General features: G+C 66.1%; 16 protein-coding genes. 1 reads left to right on the plus strand and 15 read right to left on the minus strand.

Translation table 11 applies throughout. The annotated features are described in order from the left end of the window. Positions 1-17: 17 nt before the first annotated feature. The 13 genes from ACZY0Q_RS03080 to pyrR form a co-directional block, all read right to left on the minus strand. A complete protein-coding gene (locus ACZY0Q_RS03080; protein WP_463914555.1) occupies positions 18-2,174 on the minus strand; it encodes a primosomal protein N' in 2,157 nt (718 codons plus the stop codon). 11 nt (positions 2,175-2,185) lie between these two features. Then, complete coding sequence (gene metK, locus ACZY0Q_RS03085; protein WP_463914557.1) at positions 2,186-3,421, minus strand: methionine adenosyltransferase; 1,236 nt, start codon at positions 3,419-3,421, stop codon at positions 2,186-2,188. 78 nt (positions 3,422-3,499) lie between these two features. Beyond that, entirely contained in the window at positions 3,500-4,750 is a 1,251-nt protein-coding gene (gene coaBC / locus ACZY0Q_RS03090; RefSeq protein ID WP_463914560.1) for a bifunctional phosphopantothenoylcysteine decarboxylase/phosphopantothenate--cysteine ligase CoaBC, read from the minus strand. 29 nt (positions 4,751-4,779) lie between these two features. Beyond that, positions 4,780-5,040: a DNA-directed RNA polymerase subunit omega gene (gene rpoZ, locus ACZY0Q_RS03095; RefSeq protein WP_307028775.1), complete on the minus strand. Its 261-nt coding sequence runs from the start codon at positions 5,038-5,040 to the stop codon at positions 4,780-4,782. A 39-nt stretch (positions 5,041-5,079) separates the two neighbouring features. After that, positions 5,080-5,652: a guanylate kinase gene (gmk, locus tag ACZY0Q_RS03100; RefSeq protein WP_463914563.1), complete on the minus strand. Its 573-nt coding sequence runs from the start codon at positions 5,650-5,652 to the stop codon at positions 5,080-5,082. A gap of 47 nt (positions 5,653-5,699) precedes the next feature. Continuing rightward, positions 5,700-6,017: an integration host factor, actinobacterial type gene (gene mihF / locus ACZY0Q_RS03105; RefSeq protein WP_463914566.1), complete on the minus strand. Its 318-nt coding sequence runs from the start codon at positions 6,015-6,017 to the stop codon at positions 5,700-5,702. 109 nt (positions 6,018-6,126) lie between these two features. Continuing rightward, positions 6,127-6,999: an orotidine-5'-phosphate decarboxylase gene (gene pyrF, locus ACZY0Q_RS03110; RefSeq protein ID WP_463914569.1), complete on the minus strand. Its 873-nt coding sequence runs from the start codon at positions 6,997-6,999 to the stop codon at positions 6,127-6,129. After that, positions 6,992-10,336, minus strand: a complete 3,345-nt coding sequence (gene carB / locus ACZY0Q_RS03115) for a carbamoyl-phosphate synthase large subunit (protein ID WP_463914571.1) — start codon at positions 10,334-10,336, stop codon at positions 6,992-6,994. Before carB ends, pyrF begins: the two co-directional genes overlap by 8 nt. Further along, positions 10,336-11,616 (minus strand): glutamine-hydrolyzing carbamoyl-phosphate synthase small subunit, encoded by a 1,281-nt coding sequence (gene carA, locus ACZY0Q_RS03120; protein WP_463916228.1) that lies wholly within the window; start codon positions 11,614-11,616, stop codon positions 10,336-10,338. The genes carB and carA overlap by 1 nt, the downstream gene beginning before the upstream one ends. After that, complete coding sequence (locus ACZY0Q_RS03125; RefSeq protein WP_463914573.1) at positions 11,597-12,127, minus strand: PH-like domain-containing protein; 531 nt, start codon at positions 12,125-12,127, stop codon at positions 11,597-11,599. Before ACZY0Q_RS03125 ends, carA begins: the two co-directional genes overlap by 20 nt. Beyond that, a complete protein-coding gene (locus ACZY0Q_RS03130; RefSeq protein ID WP_463914576.1) occupies positions 12,127-13,473 on the minus strand; it encodes a dihydroorotase in 1,347 nt (448 codons plus the stop codon). Before ACZY0Q_RS03130 ends, ACZY0Q_RS03125 begins: the two co-directional genes overlap by 1 nt. After that, positions 13,473-14,543, minus strand: coding sequence for an aspartate carbamoyltransferase catalytic subunit (locus ACZY0Q_RS03135; RefSeq protein ID WP_463914578.1), 1,071 nt, complete (start codon positions 14,541-14,543; stop codon positions 13,473-13,475). The genes ACZY0Q_RS03130 and ACZY0Q_RS03135 overlap by 1 nt, the downstream gene beginning before the upstream one ends. Beyond that, entirely contained in the window at positions 14,540-15,127 is a 588-nt protein-coding gene (gene pyrR, locus ACZY0Q_RS03140; protein WP_463914580.1) for a bifunctional pyr operon transcriptional regulator/uracil phosphoribosyltransferase PyrR, read from the minus strand. Before pyrR ends, ACZY0Q_RS03135 begins: the two co-directional genes overlap by 4 nt. A gap of 100 nt (positions 15,128-15,227) precedes the next feature. Here pyrR and ACZY0Q_RS03145 point away from each other — a divergent pair, with 100 nt between their 5' ends. Continuing rightward, positions 15,228-16,490, plus strand: coding sequence for a PrsW family intramembrane metalloprotease (locus ACZY0Q_RS03145; protein ID WP_463914582.1), 1,263 nt, complete (start codon positions 15,228-15,230; stop codon positions 16,488-16,490). Between the two features lie 17 nt (positions 16,491-16,507). On the opposite strand, the gene ACZY0Q_RS03150 is transcribed toward ACZY0Q_RS03145, so the two are convergent. Then, positions 16,508-17,350: a triose-phosphate isomerase family protein gene (locus tag ACZY0Q_RS03150; protein ID WP_463914584.1), complete on the minus strand. Its 843-nt coding sequence runs from the start codon at positions 17,348-17,350 to the stop codon at positions 16,508-16,510. A gap of 9 nt (positions 17,351-17,359) precedes the next feature. Further along, entirely contained in the window at positions 17,360-18,718 is a 1,359-nt protein-coding gene (locus ACZY0Q_RS03155; protein WP_463914587.1) for an MFS transporter, read from the minus strand. Between the last annotated feature and the right edge of the window lie 142 nt (positions 18,719-18,860).

Raw genomic sequence — 18,860 nt, forward strand, 5'->3', positions numbered from 1 at the left:
CCGCTCAAGGACGTCTGCTACAGGACGTCCACGCCGTCAAGCCTGACCTGCACCGGTTCCATGCTCCTCTTGGCGGCGGCCGCGGCCTTTGTTGCACGCAGCACTCGGGTGACCGTGGCTGCCTGCCCGTAGGCAAAGAACAGCAAGGTCCGGGCATCCTCCCCAGCCGCTGCGGCACTCCCGGCTCCACCGGTGGCGGGCCCGGTCAGCACCAGCGGGGCCGGACCTGCGGTCCGCAGTGCCACGCCGGCAGTGGCCAGCTCCTTCTCAACGGTCCCGGAAAAATGTACGACGGCGGCCCGGGGGCCGGTGATTGAGGCAATCCTGACCGCCGGCGGCAGCTGGAGTTCCATCCGGAGTTCGAGCTCGCGGCGGGCGTACCCGGCCGGGTCCCACCGCAGCAACGCACCAACAGCCACGCTTTCCGTTGCCGTGATGACCACCAGCCCGCCGTCGGATGCCGGACGCACCAGGGCTGCGGCGTTGAACCAGCGGCGCACCGTGTCCTCCCCAGCACGGAGGTTCTCCCGGCGCAGCAGGGAGTCACCGTCGAGGAGCAGCGCCGCAGCGTAACCACCCTCCGCTACGGGCTCAGCCCCGACGGTGGCCACCACCAGGGCTTTGGCGCTGCCAACTCCGGCTTTGATGTTTCCACCCGAGGACGTAATAACGGGTTTTCCGGGAAATGCCCGGCCCAGCTCTTCAGCTGTCCGCAGCACTCCGGTGGCGCCCTTGCGGAGCTTGTGCCCAGCGCAATGTGCACACTGCCACTCCGGCGCCGGCGTGGAGCACCAGCGGCACTGCGGGATCGCGGAGCTGCCGCTGGAACCGGCCAGGGCCAGGGGCCCCTGGCAGGCCTGGCAGCGGGCAGGTTCCCGGCAGGTCTCACAGACGAGGGACGGCGCATAGCCGGCGCGGGCCACCTGTACCAGGACTGGGCCACGTTCCAGCCCGTCCTTGGCAGCTCGCCACGCAGCACCCGGAAGCCGCGCCACCAAGGCCAGGGGGTCGCGTTCCTGTTCGAAGCTGTCCGCTGTGTTCAGCACACGGGGCACGGTCCGCCGTGCGAAAGCCCGATCGGCCTCGACAGGCATGGCCCAGCCGGCCTCCACCAGTCGCTGGAGTTCCGTGCTCCTGGAATGACCCGCCATCAGGCAGGCGGTGCCTTCCTGGTCTGCGCGCAGCAACAGCACGTCGCGGGTATGGGCGTACGGGGCACGCTGTTCGATGTGGAGGTCATCGCCGTCGTCCCAGCAGGCAACAAGGCCAAGATCCCGAACCGGGGCAAATGCTGCAGAACGCGTGCCGATGGCTACTCGCGCGCACCCGGCTAGGAGGCGCAGGAAGTTCCGGTAGCGGGGGGTGGGCCCGTCATCGGCCGTCAGTCGGGCGATATCGTCGGCGGGCAGTACCTCCAGCAACGCCTTTTCCAGCAGGTCCAGGTCCCGGTAGTCCGGCACCACCACCACGGCGCCACGGCCGGAGGCCCGGACTGCAGCCACGGCGGTGGCCAGCAGGTACGGCCATGCTGCCGGACCGAATCCCTGGAGCGGGTTGAAGACGGCCCGGGGAGATCCGCCGTCCCGCAGGTGGCGGACAAATGCCGGGCCGTTGCGGTACCCGGCCCAGTCGGCTTCCGACCCGGCAAGGGCGTCCGGGCCAGCAACGGCCGCGACGTCGGCATCAGCTAGTGGACCCGGGGCCGCTGGCTCTTCTGAAGAGGCGGCGAGGAAATCCTTTTCGACCCTCGCCATGCGCGGAGGCACCGCAACGCGCAGGACGTCACTGGCCGTCCCCGCGTACCTGGCTGCAACGGCGGACACCAGATCCCGGACAGCGGGCGTCAGGACAACGACCGGAGAGACGACCTTCTGGAGTGGCACCAGGGTGTGACCGGCGTCGGACTCTTCCGTCCGTTCAATGATGAAGCCGGACAGGTCCTGGCCGTTGAAGCTGACTTTGACCCGGACACCGGCCTGTGCGACCTCGTCCAGCTCGGCCGGCACGCTGTAGTCGAAGGGCCGGTCCAGATGCGGCAGCGGCGTCTCCACAAGGACCCTGGCCACCGGAAGATGCGCGGCCAGCGGAGGTCCGGACGGCCTGGCCTTTTCCGGGAATCCCTGCAGCAGGGACAACTGGACAGCACCGGGAGGGACAGACTCATCAGAGGCCATGGCAGGCTGGCCTACGCGTTGAAGAAGGCCTTCAGGTCCTCCACCCGGTCCAGGCGCTCCCAGGTGAAATCGGGATCGTCGCGGCCGAAGTGACCGTGTGCAGCGGTCTTCGCGTAAATGGGCCGCTTGAGGTCAAGGGCATCAATGATGGCACGCGGGCGGAGGTCGAAGATCTCCGCGATGGCGGCGCTGATCCGGGCCGGGTCCACTGTTTCGGTGCCGAACGTTTCCACGTACGTGCCCACGGGGCGGGCCTGGCCGATGGCGTAGGCAATCTGGATCTCGGCGCGCTTTGCCAGTCCGGCCGCGACAACGTTCTTCGCAACCCAGCGCATCGCGTAGGCAGCGGAACGGTCCACCTTGGACGGGTCCTTGCCTGAGAAGGCGCCGCCGCCGTGGCGGGCCATGCCGCCGTAGGTGTCCACAATGATCTTGCGTCCGGTCAGTCCGGCGTCACCGACGGGCCCGCCGATGACGAACTCGCCGGCAGGGTTCAGGATGTTGGCGGCCCGGGAGATGTCCAGGTTGGCTGCAGCCAGGACGGGCTCAATCACAAAGGAGGCGAGGTCCGCGCGCAGGCGGTCCAGGCTGGTTCCTTCGGCGTGCTGGCTGGAAATGACGACGGTTTCCACGGAAACCGGCACGTCCTTGTCGTAGCCGATGGTGACCTGGGTCTTGCCGTCGGGGCGGAGGTAGGAGAGCTCGCCGGACTTTCGCACCTGGGTGAGGCGTTCGGACAGGCGGTGCGCGATCCAGATCGGGACCGGCATGTATGAGGGGGTCTCGTCGCTGGCATAGCCGAACATGAGGCCTTGGTCACCGGCGCCCTGGAGGTCGTAGTCGTCCTCCTGGCGGCCTTCGCGTGCCTCGAGGGAGTTGAAGACGCCGCCGGCGATGTCGTTGGACTGCTGGCCGATGGAGACGGACACACCGCAGCGGGCGCCGTCAAAGCCATTGGCCGAGGAGTCGTAGCCGATGCCCAGGATAGTCTCCCGGACGATCTGCGGGATTTCGACGTAGGCGTCTGTGGTGACCTCACCGGCAACGTGGACCAGGCCGGTAGTGGCCATGGTCTCCACCGCGACGCGGGACTCGGGATCGGCGGCGAGCAGTGCATCCAGGATGGCGTCACTGATCTGGTCACAGATCTTGTCCGGGTGCCCTTCAGTGACCGACTCGGACGTGAAGAGCCGGAGGGCGGAGGGCGTAGCCCCGTGCGTGAGGGGAATGTGCAGCGGTAAAGTCACTCAACTACCTTACTGGTTGGGAATCGGACCTTCGGCGGCATGTGTCCCTGTGCTAAGGAAACGGTGCGTGGCTTTAGGTCAGGCGCGTGGCAAAACGTGGTTCAGCTCATAGCCGGCCCGCGTGATGACGGCCACCGAAACCTCTGTTTTGGATCCGGCGGCCAGTTGTGGTTCGGCGCCGGAGCGGGCAAGGATGACTACCGAGTTGCTGTCCTGGCCAAAAACCTTGTCCGCTCCCACCTGATTGACCACCAGGAGATCGCAGCCCTTGCGCCTGAGCTTTGCCTCCGCGTAGGAGAGGACATCGCCCTGGCCGTCACCGGTTTCGGCCGCGAAGCCGACAATCAGCTGGCTGCGGCGGGTGGCCTGGTGTTCGGGCGCATGGTCACGGAGTTCGACCAGTTCCTGGAGGATGTCCGGATTCCGGACCAGGGAAATGACGGGGTCAGCGGTGTCATCACGTTTTTTGATCTTGGTGCCGGAGATCTCCGCGGGGCGGAAGTCCGCCACGGCCGCCGCCATAATCACGACGTCGGAATCCACCGCCGCTGCCAGCATCGCCTCCCGCAATTCCAAGGCAGTCTCAACCGTGACGACGTCGACTCCGGCCGGTGCCGGGACTTCCATATGCGCGGCTACCAGCCGTACCGTGGCTCCGGCATTGCGGGCAGCAACGGCCAGCGCCACACCCTGCTTTCCGGAGGACCGGTTGCCCAGGAAACGGACAGGGTCCAGCGGCTCCCGGGTTCCCCCTGCGCTGACGGTGACGGTCCGACCGGCCAGCGGAAGCTGGAAATCGGACTGACCCTGGGCAAGCGCCATAGCGGCGTCGAAGATGGCTTCGGGCTCAGGCAGGCGGCCGGGACCGGAGTCCGTGCCGGTGAGCCGGCCGCTGGCCGGCTCCAGGACCGCCACGCCCCTGCTCCGCAGCGTTTCAACGTTGGCCCGGGTGGCGGCGTGCTGCCACATTTCTGTGTGCATGGCCGGGGCGAAAAGCACCGGCCCACTGGCCATCAGCAGCGTGTTGGTGAGGAGGTCGTTAGCCTGACCGGTGGCAGCGCGTGCCAGCAGATCGGCCGTCGCCGGTGCCACCACAATGAGGTCGGCCTCATGGCCGAGCCTGACGTGGTTGACCTGGTGCACGTCGTCAAAAACGCTGTTACTGACCGGGTTGCCGGACAGGGCCTCCCACGTGGCTACACCCACAAAGCGGGTGGCTGCCTCAGTGGGAATCACCGTGACATTGTGGCCGGCTTCAGTAAAAAGCCGGAGGAGCGATGCGACCTTGTAGGCCGCAATCCCTCCCCCGACTCCGAGGACTATGCGCACGTGACCTCCGTCAACAGGGCAGTCTGAACTTACTCTGCGGCTTCGATCGGCGTGGAAACGAGCTTGCCTTCGTTGATTTCGCGCAGGGCGATGGACAGCGACTTCTCGTTCAGCTTGGTGTCGACCAGGGGGCCGACGTACTCGAACAGGCCCTCGTGCAGCTGGGCGTAGTAAGCGTTGATCTGACGTGCACGCTTGGCACCGAAGATCACCAGGCCGTACTTGGAATCAGCTGCCTGAAGCAGTGAGTCGATCGGCGGGTTGATGATGCCTTCAAGGTTCGTGGACACGAATTCTCCAAATTCTAACGGGCTGACTGGTACGGGCTACTAGTGCGGGTGCGGGGTCAGCCCCATGAGTGAAACTAGCTCGTCCGCTGCCCGGCGAACGTCATCATTGATGACGGTGTGGTTAAACTCCGGTTCAGCGGCAAGTTCCAGTTTAGCTGTTTCCAGCCGCTGCTGCTGCTCCTGCTCGGTTTCCGTGCCGCGGCCCACCAGGCGGCGGACCATTTCGTCCCAGGTGGGCGGTGCCAGGAACACAAACTGGGCGTCCGGAACGGCTTCCTTGACCTGGCGCGCACCCTGCAGATCGATCTCCAGCAGGACGGACCGGCCGGCAGCGATGGCCTCGTTTACGGTGCTCTTCAGCGTGCCGTAGGTGTTCTGTCCGTGGACGACGGCCCACTCCAGGAACTCGCCGGCCGCAACGAGCGACTCGAACTCTTCCTTGGACTTGAAGAAGTAGTGGACGCCATCCTGCTCACCGGGCCGCGGAGCGCGGGTGGTGGCCGATACGGAAAGCCACACTTCGGGGTAGTTATCCCGGATGTAGGTGGACACGGTGCCTTTGCCAACAGCCGTCGGACCAGCGAGGACTGTCAGTCCCGGTTTCTTGCTCACGTATTCCTTTGCGGCGGAGTTTGGGTTCGGGCGCCTGTAGGAACGCCCTATTTCTCGTCTATAAAATCTACCAGCGCCTGGCGCTGGTGAATGCCCAGGCCCCGGAGCCGGCGCGACGCCGCGATGCCCAGCTGCTCCATAATGGCGGCAGCCCTGACTTTTCCAATGCCAGGCAAGGCCTCCAACAGCTCCACCACCCGCATCCGGGCCAGGGCGTCGTCCGCTGCGGAGGCGTTAAGGAGGTCCGCGGCCGATGTTTTGCCGTTCTTGAGGCGATCTTTTGCGGCCGCCCGTGCGGCCCGGGCGGCGGCCGCCTTGGTCAGGGCGGCCGCGCGTTCCGAAGCGGATAAGGGTCGCAGGCTCATGGAGGACACCCCCGGATTCATCGGCAGAGTCCAAGGCGACCGCCATTGGACTTGTCCTGAAACCTACCCCTTGGCGGGCGGTGAATCAATGGATGCCGCCATGAGGGACCTATTCGCCGAGGAGCCCGACAAGCGTGCGCAACGCAGCATTGCGGAGGCCCTGGATCCCCGGACCGGCAGCAAGGATATCCCGGCTGGACGTCCCCAGGACCTGCGGGTACGCGGCCCCGAAGGTCCGGCGCAGGTCCGCAGGGGTGGCACCCTGCGCTCCCAGTCCAGGCGCCAGGATCGGTCCGCGGACCGCCGGCAGGTCCAGGTCCAGATCAATCAAGGCTGACCCCACGGTTGCGCCGACGACGAGTCCAACGGACCCCATCGTGCCGGCATAGCGGCCGTTTTCTGCCGCTGCCGCCTCGACGATCCGCCGGGCAACGGAGTCGGCTCCGCCCACATGCTGCACGGATGCCCCCTCCGGATTTGAGGTCAGCGCCAGCACAAAAACGCCGCGGCCGTTGTCGGCCGCCAGGTCAAGGGCGGGACGGAGCGACTCAAACCCCAGGTACGGGCTGAGGGTCACGGAGTCGGCCGCCAGGGATGAGCCGTCCCGCAGCCAAGCATCCGCGTAGGCAGCCATTGTGGAGCCGATGTCCCCCCGCTTGGCGTCGGCAATAGTGAGGACCCGTGCCTGTGCTGCCGCGGCCAGGACCTCCTCAAGGACTGCCATCCCGGCGGAGCCGTGGCGCTCGTAAAGCGCCACCTGCGGCTTTACCGCGGCAGCGAGGGAACCGACGGCCTCCAGGACCGTCAGCGAAAACCGCCGCAGCCCTGCGGCGTCGTCGGCCAATCCCCAGTCCTTCAGGAGAGCCGGGTGCGGGTCAATGCCCACGCACAGCGGCCCGCGGGACTCCATGGCCGCCCCGAGCCGGGAGCCGAAGGACTCCCGGCCGGCAGGGCTGGATGAGGTGGAACCCGCCTCAGGCATGCTGCGAGACCGCAGACTCGGCTGCCGCATTCTCCGCCGCTGCCTTCTGGGACGCCACCAGCGCGGCGGCGTGCTCCTGCAAGCTGGTCACCGACCACTCGTAGGTGCGCATGGCCTCAATGGCCTGCACCGCGGCGTTGAACTCGGCCACCGTGGTGATGCAGGGGATGCCGATGGAGGTCGCGGCAGCACGCAGGGCGTAGCCGTCGCTGCGGGCTTCGCCGCCGGAGGGCGTGTTGAAGACCATGTCGATCTCGCCGGCGATGACGAGGTCCGCGATGGTGCCCTCTCCTTCGGCACTGCTGCCCTCGGCGACCTTGCGGACCGTGCTGGCCTGGATGCCGTTGCGGCGCAGGACGTCGGCGGTGCCACCGGTGGAGACGATCTCAAAGCCGAGGTCCGAAAGGCGCTTGACCGCCATGATGACCGCACGCTTGTCCCGGTTGGCCACGGAAACGAAGATCTTGCCTTCAGTAGGCAGGGCGTTGTTGGCGGCTGCCTGGCTCTTGGCGAAGGCGGTATCGAAGTGCTTGTCGATGCCCATAACTTCGCCGGTGGAGCGCATTTCCGGCCCAAGCAGCGAGTCCACCACCTTGCCTTCCGGGGTGCGGAAGCGGCTGAACGGAAGCACGGCTTCCTTGACCGAGACCGGGGCGTCGAGCGGCAGCGTGGAACCGTCGCCGGTTTCCGGCAGCATCTTGTAGGCGGTCCGGAGCTGGTGGATGGTGACACCGGTGCCGATCAGCGCTGCTGCCTTGGCCATCTGGACGCCCGTGGCCTTGGAGACGAACGGCACGGTGCGGGAGGCACGCGGGTTCGCTTCGAGCACATAGAGAACATCCGAGGCCAGTGCGAACTGGATGTTGATCAGGCCGCGGACGCCCACGCCCTCGGCGATGGCGCGGGTGGCCGTCCGGACACGCTCGATCACGTTGTTGCCCAGGGTGATCGGAGGCAGGACACACGCGGAGTCGCCCGAGTGGATGCCGGCCTCCTCGATGTGTTCCATGATGCCGCCCAGGTACATGTCGGTGCCGTCGAAGAGCGCGTCGACGTCGATTTCGACGGCGTCCTCCAGGAACCGGTCGATCAGCACCGGGTGGTCCGGGGTGATTTCCGTGGCGTTGGCGATGTACCGGGAGAGATTCGGCTCGTCGTAGACGATTTCCATGCCGCGGCCGCCGAGCACGTAGGACGGGCGGACCAGGACGGGGTAGCCGATCTCGTCGGCGATCTTCTTGGCATCGTCGAAGGACACCGCGGTGCCGTTCTTCGGGGCGATCAGCCCGGCGTTGTCGAGCACGCGCGAGAATTCGCCGCGGTGCTCGGCGAGGTCGATGGCCTCGGGCGAGGTGCCCAGGATGGGGACACCTGCGTCGGCCAGCTGCTGTGCCAGCTTCAGCGGCGTCTGGCCGCCGAGCTGCACAAAGACGCCCATTACGCCGCCGGTGCGTTCCTCCGCGGCGATGACCTCGAGGACGTCCTCAAGGGTCAGCGGCTCGAAGTACAGGCGGGTGGAGACGTCGTAGTCGGTGGAAACCGTCTCCGGGTTGCAGTTGACCATCACGGTCTCGTAGCCGGCCTTGCGCAGCGCCATCGAGGCGTGGACGCAGGAGTAGTCGAACTCGATGCCCTGGCCGATGCGGTTGGGGCCGGAGCCGAGGATCAGGATGGACGGCTTGGAGTGCAGCGCAATCTCGTCCTCCTCGTCGTAGGACGAGTAGTGGTACGGGGTGTAGGCGGCGAACTCGGCGGCGCAGGTGTCCACTGTCTTGTAGACCGGGCGGATCCCGAGGGCCTGCCGGACACCGCGGACCACGGCTTCGGAGTTGTGCGTGAGCGAACCGATCTGCTCGTCCGAGAAGCCGTGGCGCTTGGCGCGCTTGAGCATCTCCACGGTCAAGGCTCCGGCCTGGCGGATCTCGTGGGAGATCTCGTTGAGCAGCTGGAGCTGGTCCAGGTACCAGGGGTCGATCTTGGTGGCTTCGAACAGCTGTTCCACGGTGGCGCCGCCGAGCAGGGCGCGCTGGACCTGGTGCAGGCGTTCCGTGGTGGGCCGCTTGGCCTTCTCGATCAGCTCCGGGACTTCCCATTCGGGGACGGAGGAGAAGTCCAGCTGCGAGCCCTTCTGCTCCAAGGAGCGCAGCGCCTTCTGCAGGGCCTCGGTGAAGTTACGGCCCATGGCCATGGCTTCGCCCACGGACTTCATGGTGGTGGTGAGGGTGTCGTCAGCGGCCGGGAACTTCTCGAAGGCGAAGCGCGGAACCTTGACCACCACGTAGTCCAGGGTGGGTTCGAAGGACGCCGGGGTCTTCTGCGTGATGTCGTTAGGGATCTCGTCCAGTGTGTAGCCGAGGGAGAGCTTGGTGGCGATCTTGGCGATGGCGAAGCCCGTGGCCTTGGACGCCAGGGCCGAGGACCGGGACACGCGCGGGTTCATCTCGATGACCACGACCCGGCCGGTGTCCGGCTCGATGGCGAACTGGATGTTGCAGCCGCCGGTGTCCACGCCCACCTCACGGATCACGGCGATGGAGATATCGCGCAGGCGCTGGTATTCGCGGTCGGTCAGCGTCAGCGCCGGTGCCACCGTGATGGAGTCGCCAGTGTGGACACCCACGGGGTCGAAGTTCTCGATGGAGCAGACCACAACGACGTTGTCGTTTTTGTCGCGCATCATCTCAAGCTCGTATTCCTTCCAGCCGAGGATGCTCTCTTCGAGCAGCACCTCGGTGGTGGGGCTGTACTGCAGGCCCTGGCCCACGATGCGGCGGAGGTCGTTTTCGTCGTATGCCAGGCCGGAGCCGAGCCCGCCCATGGTGAAGGAGGGCCGGACCACCATCGGGTAGCCCAGGTCTTCGGCCGCGGTCAGGGCCTCGCCAATGGTGTGGATGATGTGGCTGCGGGCGGATTCGGCACCGCAGCGCTCCACCACACCCTTGAACTTTTCGCGGTCCTCGCCGAGCTCGATTGCCGCGATGTTCGCGCCGATGAGCTCCACGTTGTACTTTGCCAGCACGCCGTTTTTATCCAGCGCGATGGCTGTGTTCAGCGCCGTCTGGCCGCCCAGGGTGGGCAGGATGGCGTCCGGGCGCTCCTTGGCGATGATCTTCTCCACCACCTCTGGGGTGATGGGCTCGATGTAGGTGGCATCGGCGAACTCCGGGTCCGTCATGATGGTGGCCGGGTTCGAGTTCACCAGGATGACCCGCAGGCCCTCCTCCTTGAGGACACGCAGTGCCTGGGTACCGGAGTAGTCGAACTCCGCGGCCTGGCCGATGACGATCGGGCCGGAACCGATGACCAGGACGCTCTTAAGGTCAGTTCTCTTGGGCATTACTTCTTGTCCTCAGTCTTGGAATCGGTGGTGTTCTCTGAGCCGGTTTTGGTGACGGCCATCAGGTCGATGAAACGGTCAAACAGGTAAGCGGCGTCGTGCGGGCCGGCCGCGGCTTCCGGGTGGTACTGCACCGAGAAGGCGGGGATGTCCAGGCAGGCGAGGCCTTCGACGACGTCGTCGTTGAGGCTGATGTGGCTGACCTCGACGCGGCCGTAGCATTCCTCGGGAGCCTGCGTGGCGCCGTCGAGCGGTGCGTCCACGGCGAAGCCGTGGTTCTGCGAGGTGATCTCCACCTTGCCGGTACGACGGTCCAGGACGGGCTGGTTAATGCCGCGGTGGCCGTAGCGGAGCTTGTAGGTGCCGAAGCCCAGTGCGCGTCCCAGGATCTGGTTGCCGAAGCAGATGCCGAAGTACGGCAGCTTCTCGTCCAGGACGGACCGGAGCAGCTTGACCTGGGCGTCTGCCGTGGCGGGGTCGCCCGGGCCGTTGGACATAAAGAAGCCGTCCGGGTTGACGGCCTTGACGTCCTCGAGGCTGGAGGTTGCCGGCAGGACATGGACCCGGACGCCACGCTCGGCGAAGCGGATGGGGGTCATGGCCTTGATGCCGAGGTCGATCGCGGCGATGCTGAAGCGGGCTTCGCCGTCCCAGCCGTGGTCCTTGGGATCCACCACGTAGGCCGTATCGACGCTGACTTCCTCAGCCAGCCGCGCGCCTTCCATCGGGGCGCTGGCCAGGACCGCGTCAACGAGTTCCTTGTCCGTGGCCTTCGCAGCTTCACCCGAGAAAATGCCGGCGCGCATGGTCTTGTGCTCGCGCAGGTGCCGGGTGATGGCGCGGGTGTCCACGCCCTGGATGCCCACGATCCCCTGCTCAATGAGTTCCTCGTCCAGGGAGCGTTCGGAGCGCCAGTTGGAGGGGCGGCGGGCGGCGTCGCGGACGATGTAGCCGGCCACCCAGATGCGCCGGGATTCGGCGTCCTCGCTGTTCACACCGGTGTTGCCGATGTGTGGCGCGGTCTGCACTACCAGCTGGCGGGCGTAGGAAGGATCAGTGATGGTTTCCTGGTATCCGGTCATGCCGGTGGCGAATACTGCCTCGCCCAGGGCAGTGCCCTGCGCGCCGTAGCTGGTACCGCGGAACATGCGGCCGTCCTCCAGGACCAGCGCCGCCGGTATGGGAACTGTGGTGGGAACCGTGGTGGAAAGGGCTGCTGGTGCCGCGGTCTCTGTTTTTGCTGCTGTTTCTGTCACTGTCTTACTTTCCACTCTGGGGATCCTGGGAATGTTCCTGGGGGGCGGCGGCGATCAATTGCTGAAGGGAGTCATAGAGGGCGTCTTTGTCGGCGGCGCGGCGGGTCCGGAAGCCCGTGTCGAGTTCGCGGGTCCCGAGGTCCCAGGTGAGGACCAGGAGCCCGTCCTTTTCCACGAACTTGCCGGCCATTCCGCTTTCCTGCCGGACGGCGGTGAGGCTGCCGGCCGGGATGTAGAGCGCGGGGGCGCCGGTTCTGTCGAACAGGACGCCATGCGGGTACACGCTGAGGACGGCATTGGTCCGGATGCCAAGCCGGTGTACCGCGATCCGGTCCAGCCAGTCTCCGGCGGTGGTGGACGCAACGTACTGGCCATCGGCCCCGGCGAGCGGCACCCCGGGCGACTGGGGCACGTCGGGCAAGCGGCCGACGTCGGCCTGCCGCCTGAGTCGGTTGCGCCAGCCTACCCAGATCATCAGCAGGACGACGGCGATGAGCACCGTCGTGATGAGGCCGGTGAGTAGTTTGGTGTCCATCAGGAGGCGCCCGCCGCGGAGGGTTCCCGGTACGGCGTGTTGAGCTTGCCGTCCAGGACGGTGGGGTGGCCCTTGTAGAAGGTTGCCACCACCTTGCCCGGCAGCTCCAGCCCGGCGAACGGGGAGTTACGGCCCATGGTTGCCATCTTGGCCGGGTCAACGGTCCAACGGGCAGCCGGGTCCACCAAAACAATGTTGGCGGGTTCACCGGCGTCCAGAGGACGCCCCTGGTCCGTCACCCGGCCGATCTGCGCCGCCGCGGTGGAGGTCACGCGGGCGAAATCGGCCCAGGTCATGAGGCCGGTTTCGATCATGGTGTGCTGGACCACGGACAGTGCGGTTTCCAGCCCGGTCATGCCCATCGCCGCCTGCGCCCACTCGCATTCCTTGTTCTCGCTCGGGTGCGGGGCGTGGTCGGTGCCCACCACGTCGATGGTCCCGTCCGCCAGGCCGGCGCGCAGTGCCTGCACATCTGCATCCGTCCGCAGCGGCGGGTTGACCTTGTAGACCGGGTTGTAGCTGCGGACCAGGTCGTCGGTGAGCAGCAGGTGGTGCGGGGTGACTTCGGCCGTGACGTTGATGCCGCGTTCCTTGGCCCAGCGGATGATCTCCACGGAGCCGGCGGTGGAGACGTGGCAAACGTGCAGCCGGGAGTCCACGTGCTGCGCCAGCAGGACGTCACGGGCGATGATGCTCTCCTCGGCGACCGCCGGCCAGCCGGTGAGCCCCAGTACGGCGGAGACGGCGCCCTCGTTCATCTGGGCCCCGGCGGTAAGGCGGGGTTCCTGCGCGTGCTGGGCCACCACGCCGTCGAACGCTTTGACGTACTCCAGGGCGCGGCGCATCAGCACGGGATCGTGGACGCAGATGCCGTCGTCGGAAAACACGCGGACCTGGGCACGGGAATCTGCCATCGCACCGAGTTCGGCGAGCTGCTCGCCGGCCAGGCCGACGGTCACGGCGCCGACGGGACGGACGTCCACCCAGCCGGCAGCGCGGCCCAGGCTGTGGACCTGTTCCACCACACCGGCGGTATCCGCCACCGGGTTGCTGTTGGCCATGGCGTGGACTGCAGTGAAGCCGCCCAGCGCTGCGGCGCGGGTGCCGGTCTCTACGGTTTCGGCATCTTCGCGGCCGGGTTCGCGCAGGTGAGTGTGCACGTCCACCATGCCGGGCAGCGCCACCAGGCCGGCGGCTTCGATGACGGTGGCGCCGTCCGCGTCTTTGTGGGTGGCAGCGGCTGCACCCCGAGCGGCGATGACGCCGGCACTGATGAGCAGGTCCTCGGCCCCGGCGCCCAGGATCGATGCACCGCGGATCAGGTAGGTTCCGTTGTTCTCTGCCATCAGTTGCTCTCCTTGGTGGAATGGGCGGCGTTTGAACGCGCTGCATAGGGGTGGGCTGTGTTGGCGTGGACTGTGCTGGTGGCTGCCCCCGCGGTGGCGGCTGGTTCGCGGGTGTCCCCGGAGAGCAGCAGATAGAGGGTGGCCATCCGGACCGAGACGCCATTGCGTACCTGCGCCAGCACAGTGGAACGGGGCGAGTCGGCGGCGGCGGAAGAAATCTCCAGGCCACGGTTCATGGGTCCGGGATGCATGATGATGGTGTCCTTCAGTCCCAGGCTGTCCAGGGCCCGGAGCCGGTTGTCATCAAAGCCCCAGCGGCGCGAGTATTCGCGGGTGGAGGGGAAGAACGAGGCGTTCATCCGCTCGCCCTGCACGCGCAGCATCATCACGGCGTCCACACCCTGCGCCAGGGTGTCATCCATGTTGTAGCTGACCTTGCAAGGCCAGTGCTCGACGCCGATGGGCAGCAGGGTGGGCGGCGCCACGAGGGTGACGTCAGCGCCGAGCGTGCGGAGCAGCCAGACGTTGGAACGGGCCACGCGGGAGTGCAGGACATCCCCGGCGATGGCGACGCGCATGCCTTTGAGGTCTGCCCCGGTGGACGCGGAGCCCGCGAGCTTTGACCAGTGCCGGCGCATGGTGAAAGCGTCCAGGAGGGCCTGTGTGGGGTGTTCGTGGGTACCGTCACCGGCGTTGATGACGGCGGCGTCGATCCAGTCCGTCGCGGCGAGCCGGTGCGGCGCGCCCGAGGCCCAGTGCCGGATCACGACGGCGTCCGCTCCCATGGCTGCCAGCGTTTGGGCTGTGTCCTTGAGGGATTCGCCTTTGGAGACCGAGGAGCCTTTCGCGGCGAAGTTGATGACGTCGGCGGAAAGCCGCTTGGCGGCCGCTTCGAAGGAGATCCGCGTGCGGGTTGAGTCTTCGAAGAAGAGGTTCACTACGGTGCGGCCACGGAGGGCCGGGAGCTTCTTGACCTCGCGGTCCCCGACGGCAGCCATTTCTTCGGCGGTGTCGAGGATGCGGATGGCGTTGGCCAGGCTGAGGTCTTCAGTGGAGAGGAGGTGTTTCACGCGCCACCCTCGATAACCACTTCGTTGACCACGGAGCCGTCGGCGGCGGTGTCGGTTTCCTCCAGGCGGACCCGGACCTTCTCGGTGGACGAGGTAGGCAGGTTCTTGCCTACGTGGTCCGCCCGGATCGGCAGCTCACGGTGCCCGCGGTCGATCAGCACCGCGAGCCGGACGATCCGTGGACGGCCGAGGTCGATGATGGCGTCAAGGGCGGCACGGATGGTGCGGCCGGAGTACAGGACATCATCGATGAGCACCACAACTTTGTTGTCGATTCCCGTGCGTGGGAGCTGGGTGGGGTACGGCGGCCTGGTGGGCTGGTGGGAAAGATCATCGCGGAACATCGTGACGTCCAGCTGCCCGACAATGGCGGTGGCGTCCACGGTGGGATCGGCGGCGGCAATCTTGTGTGCGAGGCGGACGGCCAGCGGATAGCCGCGGCGCGGGATGCCCAGCAGGACCAGGTCCTTGGACCCTTTGTTGGCCTCAAGGATCTCGTGGGCGATTCGAGTGAGTGCACGGTCAATGTCGGCCTGGTTGAGGACAACCCTGGCTGGAACCGGTGCGTTTGTGACAGAAGTCAAACTCTCGTCTCCCCTTTCCCCGCCTCACGGGACGGAATTAAAAAAGGATCATTTGCGTTTCAAAATTACCACATCGGCAGCGGCACCATAGGCTTCCAGTATGTCCATGCACCCTCATCAGCCGGGTTCCGGCCAGGCCGGCGGGCCTGCCGGTCCACAAGGTCCCTTCCCCAGGCAGGCCAACCCCAGTTGGATGGGCCGGGTGGAACCGGAGTACTACCGCCCGGCGCCCGGAACCAACGCAGCTCCCCTACCGCCTTTGGGGCCTCCGCCGGCAAGTCTTGCAGGCAGGCGGGCCACCGGCCTGCTGGCCCTGACGGTGGGAGGCGCCGCCCTCGTCTTCCTCAGCATGTTCCTGGTGGTGCCGTTCCTGCTGGCCAACACCGGAGTGGGCGGGTTCCTGGTGGGGTTTGTGCTGTCACTGATTCCGTTGTCCGCAGTACTTCTGGCCGTCTACCTGATCGACCGGTGGGAACCGGAACCCAAGCGGCTCCTGTTCTTCGCGTTCACCTGGGGCGCGGCCGTATCCATCGCCGTCACACTGCTGATCCAGCCGTTCTTCGCCCTGACCTTCCAGTTCAGCGACGTGGCTGACTTCCGGACGTTTATGGCCACCGTCCAGGCGCCAGTGGTGGAGGAGTTCGCCAAGTCCCTGGGCCTGCTGCTGATCCTGCTGCTGGCGCGCAAACACTTCGACGGGCCGGTGGACGGTGTGGTGTTTGCCTTCACCATCGCCGGCGGCTTCGCGTTCACCGAAAACATCCTCTACTTTGGCCGGGCGATCGCCGAATCCGCCAACCCGGGAACGGACCTGGCCCAGGTCTTCCTGCTCCGTGGGGTGATGTCCCCGTTTGCCCATGCCATCTTCACCGGAACCACCGGACTCATCATGGGTTTCGCAGCCCGCCGCTGGCATTCCGGGGCCTCGGTGTTGGCCTTTGTCATCGGACTGATTCCGGCCATGCTGCTGCACAACCGGTGGAACAGCATGGGCGCGGGGTTCCTGGCGGAGTACATCATGATCCAGGTGCCCATCTTTGTGCTGGCCGTTGTGGGGATCATCCTGCTCCGCGTCGCAGAAAACCGGCTGACGCGCCAACGGCTGATGGAATATTCCGCGGCTGGCTGGTTCAGCCCTGCCGAGGTGGAACTCTTGGCCACACCAGGCGGCAGGCGTACCGCACTGCAGTGGGCCGCGGGCTACGACCGCCGCCCGCAAATGAAGGCTTTCCTGCACGCTGCCACCCAACTCGCCTTTATCAGGCAGCGCATCCTCAGTGGCCGCGACATCCAGGTTCACCAGATGGAGGAACAGCAGCAGCTGCAGCGGATCCTGACCCTGCGCGGCGCCGTCGCGGGCTGACCCGGCGCGTACGCCAGCTACGTTCCTTGGAGGGCTTTCGGCTGCGCGGATATGGACAGTGCCTCATCGAGGAACTTGCCGAAGTTCGCCGCATCGTGGGCGAACCTGCCCAGGAAAAGTCCGGAGACGCCGTCGAGCGTGGGCAGCAGCCCTGGCTTGGCCGATCCGCCATAGATGACCGGCAGCTCCCCCAATGCGCTGCCTGCCTCGTGCGAATGGGCAGCCAGCAACGTTCGCAGTGAACGCACGACGGCGGCCACGTAGCCTGCGCCGGCGGGCTCAGCTGCGCCAATCGCCCAGACGGGTTCGTACGCGATGACCAGCCGGGATGCGAGGGACCAGTCACCGCCGACGGCTTCGCTGATCTGCTGATGGACAAACGCAGCCGCTTGATCGGCTCCGGTCCCGGTTGTTTCGCGGGTGTCCTCGCCCACGCACAGCAGCGCCGTGATGCCGGCGTCGTCGGCCGCCCTGACCTTCCGGGCGATCATGGTGCTGTCCTCGCCGAGATGCCGGCGCCGTTCGGCGTGGCCGATCTCGACGAGGCTTACCCCCAGCTCCGCCAGTAGCGACGGCGACACCTCACCTGTCCACGGCCCGTCCGCCCAGCCGCAGTCCTGGGCGCCAAGCAGAAGCGGTGATCCTGCGACGACACTGGCGGCTGCCGGAATCACCGGGAAGGAAGGAATCACAAACGGGACTACCCGCCCGGCCGCAAGGGCCGGACGGGAGTCCACTTCGTGCTGTATGCGGGCCAGCCAGTCCAGGCAGTCCCGGTACCCCATGTACATTTTGGTGCTGACGCCGATGTACAGGATCTCCGGGGTGCCGCTGTGGTCGGCGCTGCTGCATTCAGTCATGGTGTCCGGTCATTTGTTGTCGAGCAGATCGTCCGCCTTGTTGCGGAACCTCTTGGTGGCATACATCATGATGGCCGCCACGAACGGAAGCACGCCGAGGGCGTAGACGCCCATGGTGCCGGTGTCCGATGCGGTGACCTGGTTGACCGTGGTCCGCAGGATGGGGGCCACGAAGCCGCCCAGGTTACCCAGCGAGTTGATCAGGCCGATGCCCGCAGCGGCCGCCGTTCCGGTGAGGAACGCCGTCGGGTATGACCATGCGATGGGACCGATCGAGAGGAAGCTGCACACCGCGAGCGTGATGAAGATGATGCCCAGCACCGGAAGGTGGTTGGAGCCAGCCCAGGCGGAGCCGAAGATGCACAGGCCGGTGGAGATAAACAGCCCGGTGCCCCAGACGCGGCGGCGGACGATGGTGTTCGCTGCCTTGCCGATGAAGTAGCACGCAAAGATGCCAAAGAACCATGGGATGGCGGCCAGCAGGCCCACTTCGATGCCCACTTTCTGCCCGGTGAGCTGGGCCACCTGCTGCGGCAGGTAGAACGTCACGCCGTAGACGGCGATCTGGAGGCAGAAATAGATTCCGGTGAAGTACCAGACCTTGCGGTTTTTCATGGCGGCGAGGACACCGCGGGGGCCATCCTTTTCCTTGACCCCTTCTTCGAGGGCCATCACGTCCAGAAGCGCCTTCTTCTCGTCCTTGTCCAGGAATTTGGCGTCCTGCGGGGAGTTGATGAGGAAGAAGTAGGCGGCAATACCGGCGAGTACCGCAAGCATGCCTTCAATGAAGAACATGACCTGCCAGCCGGCAACGCCGGGAACCTGGTCGCCGATGTTGATGAGCCACCCGGACAGCGGGGCGCCCATCATCTGGGAGAACGGCTGTGCCAAGTAGAAGATGGCGAACATCTTCACCCGGACTTTGTTGGGGAACCAGGCGGCCAGGAACATAATGACGCCCGGGAACAGGCCGGCTTCGGTCACACCGAGCAGGAAACGCAGGATGATGAAGGACGTCTCGCCCTGGACGAAAGCGAAGCAGGCGGAGACGATGCCCCAGGTGATGGCGATGCGGGCGAGCCACATCTTGGCACCGAACTTGGTCAGCAGCAGGTTGGAGGGAATCTCGAACAGTGCGTAGCCGATGAAGAAGATACCCGCACCGAGGGCATACGCGCCGGCGGTGATGCCCCTGTCCACTTCCAGTGCCGCCTCGGCGAAGCCCACGTTGGTGCGGTCCAGGAACGCCACGACGTACAGGATGACAAGCATGGGCATCAGCCGGAAGGAGGCCTTGGAGATCGCCGATTTGAGGACCGGCGAATCCAGTAACTCCTTGGTGGCATTTGTCCCGGTGGTGACAGTCATTCAAACTCCTCGTTGAGTAAGTAGGTGAGCAAATCAGTGGAAGCTGTTGGAGCGGTCAGAGCGAGAATGCGATGAGCGCTGCGCCGATCAGGCAGGCGATCACGCCCACGGCCAGGTAAATCCTGCGTTCCTTGGTCCAGGT

The organism is Pseudarthrobacter lactosi (genome assembly GCF_055412785.1).

Coding starts and splice junctions, on each gene's coding strand:
- ACZY0Q_RS03145 (WP_463914582.1), top strand. CDS start 15,228: ATGTCCATGCACCCTCATCAGCCGGGTTCCGGCCAGGCCGGCGGGCCT.
- ACZY0Q_RS03130 (WP_463914576.1), bottom strand. CDS start 13,473: ATGGCAGAGAACAACGGAACCTACCTGATCCGCGGTGCATCGATCCTG.
- ACZY0Q_RS03155 (WP_463914587.1), bottom strand. CDS start 18,718: ATGACTGTCACCACCGGGACAAATGCCACCAAGGAGTTACTGGATTCG.
- mihF (WP_463914566.1), bottom strand. CDS start 6,017: ATGAGCCTGCGACCCTTATCCGCTTCGGAACGCGCGGCCGCCCTGACC.
- ACZY0Q_RS03125 (WP_463914573.1), bottom strand. CDS start 12,127: ATGGACACCAAACTACTCACCGGCCTCATCACGACGGTGCTCATCGCC.
- ACZY0Q_RS03150 (WP_463914584.1), bottom strand. CDS start 17,350: ATGACTGAATGCAGCAGCGCCGACCACAGCGGCACCCCGGAGATCCTG.
- ACZY0Q_RS03080 (WP_463914555.1), bottom strand. CDS start 2,174: ATGGCCTCTGATGAGTCTGTCCCTCCCGGTGCTGTCCAGTTGTCCCTG.
- carB (WP_463914571.1), bottom strand. CDS start 10,336: ATGCCCAAGAGAACTGACCTTAAGAGCGTCCTGGTCATCGGTTCCGGC.
- pyrF (WP_463914569.1), bottom strand. CDS start 6,999: ATGCCTGAGGCGGGTTCCACCTCATCCAGCCCTGCCGGCCGGGAGTCC.